This window comes from Oceanimonas marisflavi (assembly GCF_003049725.1).
Taxonomy (GTDB): domain Bacteria; phylum Pseudomonadota; class Gammaproteobacteria; order Enterobacterales; family Aeromonadaceae; genus Oceanimonas; species Oceanimonas marisflavi.
On sequence record NZ_QAGM01000029.1, the window covers coordinates 22205 to 32135 of the forward strand.

The window sequence follows — 9931 nt, forward strand, 5'->3', positions numbered from 1 at the left end:
GAGAGGAAGTCAGTTACCGGCTTACTTGCGCGCCTTCAGGTGCTGTTCGGCGTTGGTCAGGGCCACTTCCACCTGCTCCGGGGCCACGCCGCCTAGGGCACAGCGGCTGGCCAGGCTGGACTCCAGAGTCAGGCGCGGATAGACGTCGTCTTCAATCACGTCGCTGAACTGTTTGAAGTCTTCCAGGGGCAGCTCTTCCATCGGCAGCTTCTTGCCAATGGCATGCACGACGATGGCGCCCACAATATGGTGGGCTTCGCGGAACGGAATGCCCTTGGATACCAGGTAGTCGGCCATTTCGGTGGCGTTGGAGTAGCCGCCCTGGGCCGCTTCCCGGGTCTTGTCTTCGTTGACCTTGAGGTCGTGCAGCACCATCTCGGACATTTCCAGGCAGTCGTACCAGGTGTCGAGGGCGTCGAACAGGCCTTCCTTGTCTTCCTGCATGTCCTTGTTGTAGGCCAGCGGTAGCGCCTTCAGGGTCATCATCATGCCGGCGTAGGCGCCGAACACCCGGCCGGTCTTGCCGCGGATCAGCTCCAGCGCATCCGGGTTTTTCTTCTGGGGCATCAGCGAGGAGCCGGAGGTCACGGCGTCGGACAGCTCCAGGAAGCCGGCTTCACCGGAGTTGTAGAAGATCAGGTCTTCGGCAAAGCGGGACAGGTGCATCATGGAATTGACGGCACAGTTGATCAGCTCCAGCACGTGATCCCGGTCGGAGACCGAGTCCAGGCTGTTGCGGGTGGGGCCATCAAAGCCGAGGGATTTGGCCAGCTCATGGCGGTCTACCGGAAAACCGGTGCCGGCCAGGGCGCCGGAGCCCAGCGGGCAGGTGTTCAGGCGGGCAGCGGCATCCTGCAGACGGCTGTAGTCCCGCTCCAGCATTTCCACATAGGCCAGGCACCAGTGGGAGAAAGTCACCGGCTGGGCGCGCTGCAGGTGGGTGTAACCGGGCAGCACGGTACCCTGCTGCTCCCGGGCCACGGTCACCAGCTGGTTTTGCAGGGCGTCGATTTTTTCCAGCAGCAGCGGCACCTGGGCCTTGCACCACAGCTTGAGATCGGTGGCGACCTGATCGTTACGGCTGCGGCCGGTGTGCAGTTTCTTGCCCAGATCACCCACGGCGGCAATCAGCTCCCCTTCCACCCAGGAGTGAATGTCTTCGGCGTCGGATTGCAGGATCTGCTCCGGATCGGCAATCACCCGCGCTTTCAGGTCATTCAGCGCCTGCTCCAGCTGCTGCTGCTCCTCGGCAGTGAGCACGCCCACCTTGGCCAAGGCACGGGACCAGGCCACCGAGCCCACAATGTCCTGCTCCGCCAGCCGGTAGTCGAACCGCAGCGAGTCGTTGAACTGCTGAAACCGGGTATCTGCAGCCTGAGTAAAACGTCCACCCCAAAGTGCCATAATTCTGTTACTCCTATCTAAAACATAGCTATCAGCCTTAAGCTGTAAGCTATCAGCAGCCCGAGTGGCTGGAAGAAAATGTCTTCCGCCCGCCGGTCCGGCATGGCTGTAAAAATGGTGAATATAACGTGTTTTTTCTTACAGCTGACAGCTTATAGCTTAAAGCTGGATAAAAAAGGGGCCAAAGGGCCCCCTTTTTTATTCCATCACTTCTGCTGGTCTTTCAGCGCCTTGATGCGGCTGGCCAGAGAGTAAAGACGGATAAAGCCTTCGGCGTGGCTCTGATCGTACACCTCGTCTTCGCCAAAGGTGGCGAACTCTTCGGAGTACAGGCTGTTGGGCGACTGCTTTTTGATGGCGGTCACCTGGCCCTTGTACATCTTCAGTACCACTTCACCGGACACGTCTTCGGCAATGGCTTCGGCAGAGGCCAGCAGGCCCTTGCACAGCTGGGTGAACCAGCGGCCGTCGTACACCAGGTGAGAGAACTCGGCACCCACCTTTTCGCGCCAGGCGCGGGTCGGCTTGTCCAGCACCAGCTCTTCAATGGCGCGCAGGGCGGCCATCATCACGGTGCCACCGGGAGTTTCATAGCAACCGCGGGACTTCATGCCCACCAGGCGGTTTTCCACGATATCCACCCGGCCCACGCCGTGCTTGGCGGCACGCTCGTTCAGGTGAGTCAGCACCTCGTAGGGAGACATGGTCTTGCCGTCCACGGCCACGATGCGGCCCTTTTCAACGGTCAGCGACACGGTCTCGGCCTTGTCGGGGGCCTGCTCGGGCGACACGGTCCAGGTCCAGGCCTGTTCGGACGGCTCGTTCCAGGTGCTTTCCAGCTCGCCACCTTCGGTGGAGATATGCCAGGCGTTGGCGTCACGGGAATAGATCTTGGTGGCGCTGGCGGTGGTCTTGATGTTGCGCTCGGCCAGGTAGTCGAGCAGATCTTCACGGCTGCGCATGTCCCAGATCCGCCACGGGGCGATCACGGCCAGCTGCGGAGCCAGGGCGGCTACGGCGCCTTCAAAGCGCACCTGGTCGTTGCCCTTGCCGGTACAGCCGTGGGAGATGGCGTCGGCGCCTTCGGCCAGGGCCACTTCCACCATGGCCTTGGCGATCACCGGACGGGCCATGGAGGTACCCAGCAGGTAAGTGCCTTCGTAGATGGCGCCGGTGGTCAGGGTCGGGTAAACGTAGTCGCTGACAAACTCGTCCTTCAGATCGGCCACGATGCACTTGGATGCACCGGAGGCGATGGCCTTTTCTTCCACGCCTTCCAGATCTTCCGCGCCCTGACCCACATCGGCCACGAACGCCACCACTTCACAGCCCTCGTAGTTTTCCTTCAGCCACGGAATGATGGCGGAGGTATCCAGGCCGCCGGAATAGGCCAGCACGATCTTTTTGAATTGGCTCATTAACAATTATCCCTTCATCAATGTCAGCAGCACGGCGTTCTGGGCGTGCATGCGGTTTTCGGCTTGGTCGAGGATCAGGGAGGCAGGGCCATCCATGACCTCGGAAGTGATTTCCCACTCCCTGTGGGCGGGCTGGCAGTGCAGCACCTTCTTTGCTCCGGTTTTGTCGAGCAGGGCCTGGTTGATCTGATACGGCATGTAGATCTCCTTGACCTGCTCCAGCGGCGTATTATCACCCATGGAGACCCAGGTGTCTGTATAGATCACATCCACGCCCTCAATATCGTCCAGGCTGTCGGTCACTCGAATGTTGGCGCCGCTGACGGCGGCCAGGGCCTCGGCTTCCTTCAGGATCTGCGCGTCCACGTTGTGGCCACGGGGGCTCACCGCGGTGACGGTGGTGCCCAGAATGGCGCCACACAGCAGCAGTGAGTTGGTCACATTGTTGCCGTCACCCACATAGGCCAGATGCACCTTGCTCAGATCATCGAAGTGCTCGGAGATGGTCAGAAAATCCGCCAGTGCCTGGCACGGGTGATAGAGGTTGCACAGGGAGTTGATCACCGGCACGGTGGCGTGCTCGGTCATCTCCACCAGGGTCTGGTGGTCGTAGACCCGGGCCACGATGGCATCGCACCAGCGCGACAGGTTGGCGGCGAAGTCCTGCACGGTTTCCCGCTTGCCCATGGCGCCGTTCTGGCTGTCCAGGTACACGGCATGGCCGCCCAGCTTGTTCACGCCGATGTCAAAGGTCACCCGAGTACGCAACGACGGCTTCTCAAACAGGGTCACCACGCTCTTGCCCTTGAGGGCCTCGGCGTACTTGGCCGGATTGGCCTTGACGTCTTTGGCCAGCTCGAGGATCTGCTCGATCTGCTCCTTGCTGTAGTCCTTCAGGCTCAGTAAATGCTGCATGGGGCTTCCTTAATGAGAAATACGGGTGCCGTGCTCGGACTCACCGGCCAGCAGCGACAGCAGCTGCTCCGGGTAACGCCAGCTGCCCACGGCCACCGGCCGGCCCAGGGTCTTGGTGGCCTTGAGCGCCGCCTTGACCTTGACCGCCATGCCGTCCTTGATGATGTTCTTTTCCATCAGCTCAAAGGCCTCGGTTTCGGTCAGATGGGCAATGCGCTGGCCCTTGCCGTCGAGAATGCCGCTCACGTCGGACAGCATTACCAGCTCGGCATCGAGAATTTCGGCAATGGCGGTGGCGGCCTGATCGGCGTTCACGTTCATCAGCTTGCCATCAAAGGTAATGCCGATGGAGCTGACGATGGGCAGAAAGCCACCGTTCAGCAGGCTGGTCACCAGAGTGGCGTCGCCGCCTTCAATCTGGCCTACCGCACCCAGCTCGGGATCCAGCTGGCTGACCCGGCACAGGCCGCCGTCCGCCAGGCACAGCCCCACGGAGGGGATTCCATGAGCGATGGCCTGGGCCAGCAGCAGCTTGTTGGCGGTGCCGGCCAGGGCACCGGCAATCACCGGGATCTGTTCAAAGGGGGTCACCCGCAGGCCGTTTTTCTTGGTGGAAGTCAGGCCCATGGCCTTGAGCTGGTTGTCCACCAGCACGCCGCCACCATGCACCAGCACCAGCTGGCGGTTCGATTCATTGACAAAGGCCTTGAGGGTGGCAAACAGCGCTTCCAGCGCCTTGTCGCTTTCCAGCAGGGTGCCACCCAGCTTGACCACCAGCGGTTGTTGCTCAGACATGCGTTGTTACTCCTTGACCAGACCCGCCAGCGGCGAGAATCCCTGATGAATGTTGATGCACTGAATGGCCTGACTGGCGGCGCCCTTCAGCAGGTTGTCGATGGCCGACACCACGATCAGCTGGTCGTCATCCCGGCTCCAGTGCAGATCACAGAAGGGGGTGCCGGCCACGTCGTTGATCTGGGGCCACTGGCCTGCCAGCCGTACGATGCGCTGACCGTCATAGGCCTGATGGTAGGCGGCGGCGATCTGCTCGTCGGTCACGCCGTCCTTCAGCTGCACATAAATGGTAGCCAGAATGCCGCGAATAAAGTTGCCCAGGTGCGGCTGGAACACCACCTGGGTGCCCAGATGATGGCTGATCTCGGGCTGATGGCGGTGGTTGAACACGCCATAGGGCTTGAGGCTGACTTCACAGAAACTGTTGGCCATGCTGGCTTTGCGGCCGGCGCCACTGACACCGGACACGGCACTGATAATGGGGCGGTTGCCGTCGGCAATCAGCCCGGCCTGCTCCAGCGGCTTGAGCGCACTCAGCGACGCGGTGGGGTAACAACCGGGCACGGCAATCAATTGAGCGGCCTTGATGGCCTCCTGATTCCACTCCGCCAGACCGTAGGCGGCATTGGCCAGCCAGTCGGCATGCTGGTGGGCAAAACCGTAGAACTTGTCGTAAAAGCCCTCGCCGGGCACGCGAAAGGCGCCGGACAGGTCAAACACCGGCAGCCCCTTGGCCAGAAAGCCCGGCGCCAGATCGTGGCTCACTTCATGGGCGGTGGCCAGCAGCACCAGATCTGCCTCGGTATGAATGCGGCTCAGGGCCTCGTCATCCAGCGGCAGCAGCGGCTGATCGATCACGCCACGCCAGCGCGGATGCAGGCTGGCAAACGGCTTGTGGGCATCCTGGCTGCCCTCGGACACATAGAGTCCGGCCAGTTCCAGATGGGGATGGCCGTGTATCAGTCCGGCCAGCTCGGCGCCGGTATAACCACTGGCACCTATGATTGCAGCTTTCAACATGGTCGTGTCCGTAGTCTCGATTCAGCTTGTTATAAATCAGCTTGTTATAAATAAGCAGGCATCAGCCTAGCGTGTTTACAGGGCCTGTGTCACCCTGAGGAAAACGTGCTGGGCCAGGCCATACACTCTGGTGGGAAAACCCGGTCAACAGGTACCGCTGGCTAACCAGAATGACAGAGTGGCAGACTAGCAACAAAAAAATATTTATGCAATTGTACTGAATTTAAATTTGACCACTTTCAACGGAGGATCCATGTCATCTCTCAATTTTATGGACATGTACCGCAACATCATCGCGCTGCCTTCCATCAGCAGCACCGAAAGCAGCTGGGATCAGAGCAACGAACAGGTCATTCGTCTGCTGGCCGACTGGTTCAGTCAGCTTGGTTTTGAGGTGGAAGTGACCGAGCTGCCCGATCTGCCGGGCAAGTTCAACCTGCTGGCCACCAAAGGCCAGGGCGACGGCGGCCTGCTGCTGGCGGGCCACACCGACACCGTGCCCTTTGATCCGGGCCGCTGGAACAAGGACCCGTTCAAGCTCACCGAAGAAGGCGACCGCATCTATGGTCTGGGCACCATCGACATGAAGGGCTTCTTTGCCTTTATTGTGGAGGCGCTGAAAGATCTGGATCTGAGCAAGCTCGACAAGCCCATTCGCATTCTCGCCACCGCCGACGAGGAAACCACCATGGCCGGCGCCCGCGCCATTGCCAGCGCCATGGCGATCAAGCCCGACTATGCGGTGATTGGCGAGCCCACCGGGCTGGTGCCGGTGATGATGCACAAGGGTCATATGTCGGAAGCCATTCGCGTCACCGGCAAAAGCGGCCACAGCTCGGATCCCGCCAACGGCGTCAACGCCCTGGAGATCATGAATCAGGTGATGGGCCGGCTGCTGGATCTGCAGCGCCAGCTGAAAGAGAAATACGCCAACCCTCACTTCAAGGTGCCCCAGCCCACCCTGAACCTGGGCCATATTCACGGCGGCGACAGCCCCAATCGCATCTGCGCCTGCTGCGAGCTGCACTTCGACATGCGCCCCATTCCCGGCGTGGGCCCCGACGAGCTGCTGGGCCTGCTGCACCATGCCCTGGCTCCCATCAAGGAGCAGTACCCGGACGCCCTGGAGCTGACCCACCTGCACGAGCCCATTCCGCCCTATGGCACCGATCCGGATGCCGAGCTGGTGCGTGCCGCCGCCGAGCTGACCGGCCACCCGGCCGAGGCAGTGAACTACTGCACCGAGGCGCCCTTTATCAACCAGCTGGGCTGCCAGACCATAGTGCTCGGCCCCGGTCATATCGCCCAGGCGCACCAGCCCGATGAATATCTGGATCTGTCCTTTGTCAGACCCACGGTGGAGGTATTGCAGCGCCTGGTGAGCCGCTTCTGTTTAAGTAACTAAATTACAAAATGTGAAGTCAGACAGGTGGTCAGGGCGGCGGAAGGATTGACCACCTGGGGGAAAACTGGCTGAATGGAACGCGGAAACGTGGCTATTTTGTAATAAACTGACAAAAGAGGCAGATATGGATAATCATGCGGCACTCAGGGCCAATGTGGGCCTGCTGGGGCAGTTGCTGGGCGATGCCATTCGCGAGCATCACGGGCAGGCCTTTCTCGACAAGATCGAAACCATTCGCCAGCTGGCCAAATCGGCCCGCCAGGGCAATGACGCAGATCAGCAGCAACTGCTCACCACCCTCAAACAGCTGAGTGACGACGAGCTGCTGCCCGTGGCCCGGGCCTTCAGTCAGTTTCTTAACCTGGCCAACGTGGCCGAGCAGTTTCACACCATTTCCCGGGGCTATCGCCAGGACGCCGGCCCCAACCCACTGGACGAAGTATTTGAGCGCCTGAAAGGGGCCAACGTGGGTGAAGACGCCATTCGCGAGGCGGTGGCGTCCCTCGACATCGATCTGGTGCTCACCGCCCACCCCACGGAAGTGACCCGTCGCACCTTTATTCACAAGCATGTGCAGCTCAACGACTGCCTGGCGGCGCTGGAGCTGGAACTGCCTGAAACAGAAAAAACCGATCTGCTGGCCCGGGTCGATCAGCTGATCACTCAGGCCTGGCACAGCAACGAAATCCGCGCCCAGCGCCCCACTCCGGTAGACGAGGCCAAATGGGGCTTTGCGGTAATAGAGAACAGCCTGTGGCCCGCCCTGCCCCGCTTTCTGCGCCAGCTCGACCAGCGCATGCAAACCGAGCTGGGCGAGCGCCTGCCCCTGGATGCGGCGCCGGTGCGCTTTACCTCCTGGATGGGCGGCGACCGGGACGGCAATCCCTTCGTGACCGCAAAAGTGACCGAAGAAGTGCTGCTGCTGGGCCGCTGGATGGCCAGCTCGCTGTTCCTCAACGACATTCAGGAGCTGGTGTCCGAGCTGTCCATGTCCGAAGCCAGCACCGAGCTGCGCGCCGCCAGCGGCGACAGTGACGAGCCCTACCGGGCGGTGCTGCGCCGGCTGCGGGAAGATCTGCGGGAAACCCTGCTGCACCTTAACGCCCGGGTTCAGGGTCAGAAGACCGATGCCCGGGATCTGGTCACTCAAACCGAGCAGTTGCGCCAGCCCCTGGAGCTTTGCTACCGCTCACTGCAGGAGTGCGGCCTCGGCAAGATTGCCGACGGCCTGCTGCTGGACGTGATCCGCAAGGTGTCCTGTTTCGGCATTCATCTGCTCAAGCTCGACATTCGTCAGGACGGCGAGCGCCATACCCAGGCTCTGGGAGAAATCACCCGCTACCTGGGGCTGGGCGACTACGGCGAATGGAGCGAGGCCGACAAGCAGGCGTTTTTGCTCAACGAGCTCAACTCCCGTCGTCCGCTGCTGCCGCGCCAGTGGCAACCCTCCCACGACACGCAGGAAGTGCTCGACACCTGCGCCGTGATCGCCCGTCACCCGCGGGACGCCTTTGGCATCTATATCATCTCCATGGCCGGCGAGCCGTCGGACGTACTGGCAGTGCAGCTGCTGCTGAAGGAATGCGGCGTCGACTTCCCCATGCCGGTGGCACCGCTGTTTGAAACCCTGGATGATCTCAACCATGGCGCCGCCGTGATTGAGCGGCTGTATCAGCTGCCCTGGTACCGGGGTTATATGCAGGGCCGCCAGTATGTGATGATCGGCTATTCCGACTCCGCCAAGGACGCCGGCATGCTGGCCGCCGGCTGGGCCCAGTACAGCGCCATGGAACAGCTGGTCAGTATCAGCGAGCGGGAAAAGGTCAAACTCACCCTGTTCCACGGCCGCGGTGGCAGCCTGGGCCGGGGCGGCGGTCCCGCCCGTCAGGCCATTCTGGCCCAGCCCCCGGGCTCCACTCTGGGAGGACTGCGGGTCACCGAGCAGGGCGAGATGATCCGCTTCAAGTTCGGTCTGCCTCAGGTGGCCATCGACAGCCTGGCGCTCTATGCCAGCGCCGTGCTCGAGGCCAACCTGCTGCCGCCCCCCGAGCCCAAGCCCGAATGGCGCCGGCTGATGAACGCCATGGCGGAAGTCTCCTGCGCCCATTACCGCAGCCTTATTCGCGGTGAGCCCGACTTTGTGCCCTATTTCCGCGCCGCCACCCCCGAGCTGGAGCTAGGCAAGCTGCCCCTGGGCTCCCGCCCGGCCAAACGCAAGCCCAACGGCGGCGTGGAAAGCCTGCGCGCCATTCCCTGGATCTTCGCCTGGACCCAGAACCGGTTGATGCTGCCGGCCTGGCTGGGTGCCCACAAGGGCCTGGAAAAGGTGGTGGCAGACGGCCAGGAAACCACCCTGCGCGCCATGAACCAGGGCTGGCCCTTCTTCCGTGCCCGCCTCGACATGCTGGAAATGGTGTTCCTCAAGGCCGACTCGGGCCTGGCCGCCTACTACGACAGCGTGCTGGTGCCCGAGGAGCTTAAACCCCTGGGCAAGCGACTGCGGGACGAGCTGCGCGCCAGCACCGAACTGGTACTGAAGCTGAAGGAAAAATCCGAGCTGCTGTCGAGCGAGCCCTGGATTCAGGAGTCCATCAAACTGCGCAATCCCTATACGGATCCGCTCAACGTGCTGCAGGCCGAATTGCTCAAGCGCTCCCGGGAGCAGGACGATATTCACCCTGTGCTGGATCAGGCGCTGATGGTCACCATCGCCGGCATCGCAGCGGGAATGCGTAATACCGGTTAAACCCAGCCATAAGCTTGAAGCTTTAAGCTGTAAGAAATGCGTAGTAGCTGCAGGTACCATCTGGTGCCTGCAAACTTACGCAGGGCGGCTTAAAGCTGACGGCCTGTCTCTTGGTCACAAGTTTTTCTTGACATAACTTGCAAATAAAAGGTTGGCCGTAGTGCGCTACGGCCAACCTTTTCCACCTAACGTTCTTCTCAAATGCCCTATCACTATGATCTAATGGCA

At 61.3% G+C, this 9931-nt stretch carries 7 protein-coding genes; 2 read left to right on the forward strand and 5 right to left on the reverse strand.

What is annotated here, in order from left to right; all coding sequences use genetic code 11:
* Positions 1–21 precede the first annotated feature (21 nt).
* From argH to argC, 5 genes are all read right to left on the reverse strand, one after another.
* Positions 22–1404 (reverse strand): argininosuccinate lyase, encoded by a 1383-nt coding sequence (gene argH / locus DA373_RS14600; RefSeq protein ID WP_107853018.1) that lies wholly within the window; start codon positions 1402–1404, stop codon positions 22–24.
* 206 nt (positions 1405–1610) lie between these two features.
* Complete coding sequence (locus DA373_RS14605; protein WP_107853019.1) at positions 1611–2822, reverse strand: argininosuccinate synthase; 1212 nt, start codon at positions 2820–2822, stop codon at positions 1611–1613.
* Positions 2823–2828: 6 nt separating this feature from the next.
* Positions 2829–3737: an ornithine carbamoyltransferase gene (locus tag DA373_RS14610; protein WP_107853020.1), complete on the reverse strand. Its 909-nt coding sequence runs from the start codon at positions 3735–3737 to the stop codon at positions 2829–2831.
* 9 nt (positions 3738–3746) lie between these two features.
* Positions 3747–4532, reverse strand: coding sequence for an acetylglutamate kinase (argB, locus tag DA373_RS14615; protein ID WP_107853021.1), 786 nt, complete (start codon positions 4530–4532; stop codon positions 3747–3749).
* A 6-nt stretch (positions 4533–4538) separates the two neighbouring features.
* Positions 4539–5552 carry an N-acetyl-gamma-glutamyl-phosphate reductase gene (argC, locus tag DA373_RS14620; protein ID WP_107853022.1) on the reverse strand — a complete coding sequence of 338 codons (1014 nt, stop codon included), beginning with the start codon at positions 5550–5552 and terminating at the stop codon, positions 4539–4541.
* Positions 5553–5805: 253 nt separating this feature from the next.
* On the opposite strand from argC, the gene argE reads away from it, so the two are divergent.
* Both argE and ppc read left to right on the forward strand, forming a co-directional pair.
* Positions 5806–6957, forward strand: coding sequence for an acetylornithine deacetylase (gene argE, locus DA373_RS14625; protein WP_107853023.1), 1152 nt, complete (start codon positions 5806–5808; stop codon positions 6955–6957).
* A gap of 124 nt (positions 6958–7081) precedes the next feature.
* Complete coding sequence (gene ppc / locus DA373_RS14630; protein WP_107853024.1) at positions 7082–9703, forward strand: phosphoenolpyruvate carboxylase; 2622 nt, start codon at positions 7082–7084, stop codon at positions 9701–9703.
* The last annotated feature ends 228 nt before the right edge of the window (positions 9704–9931 follow it).

Excerpts from the sequence above, each read along its gene's own strand:
- argE (WP_107853023.1), top strand. The coding sequence starts at position 5,806 with ATGTCATCTCTCAATTTTATGGACATGTACCGCAACATCATCGCGCTG.
- ppc (WP_107853024.1), top strand. The coding sequence starts at position 7,082 with ATGGATAATCATGCGGCACTCAGGGCCAATGTGGGCCTGCTGGGGCAG.
- argC (WP_107853022.1), bottom strand. The coding sequence starts at position 5,552 with ATGTTGAAAGCTGCAATCATAGGTGCCAGTGGTTATACCGGCGCCGAG.
- DA373_RS14605 (WP_107853019.1), bottom strand. The coding sequence starts at position 2,822 with ATGAGCCAATTCAAAAAGATCGTGCTGGCCTATTCCGGCGGCCTGGAT.
- argH (WP_107853018.1), bottom strand. The coding sequence starts at position 1,404 with ATGGCACTTTGGGGTGGACGTTTTACTCAGGCTGCAGATACCCGGTTT.
- argB (WP_107853021.1), bottom strand. The coding sequence starts at position 4,532 with ATGTCTGAGCAACAACCGCTGGTGGTCAAGCTGGGTGGCACCCTGCTG.
- DA373_RS14610 (WP_107853020.1), bottom strand. The coding sequence starts at position 3,737 with ATGCAGCATTTACTGAGCCTGAAGGACTACAGCAAGGAGCAGATCGAG.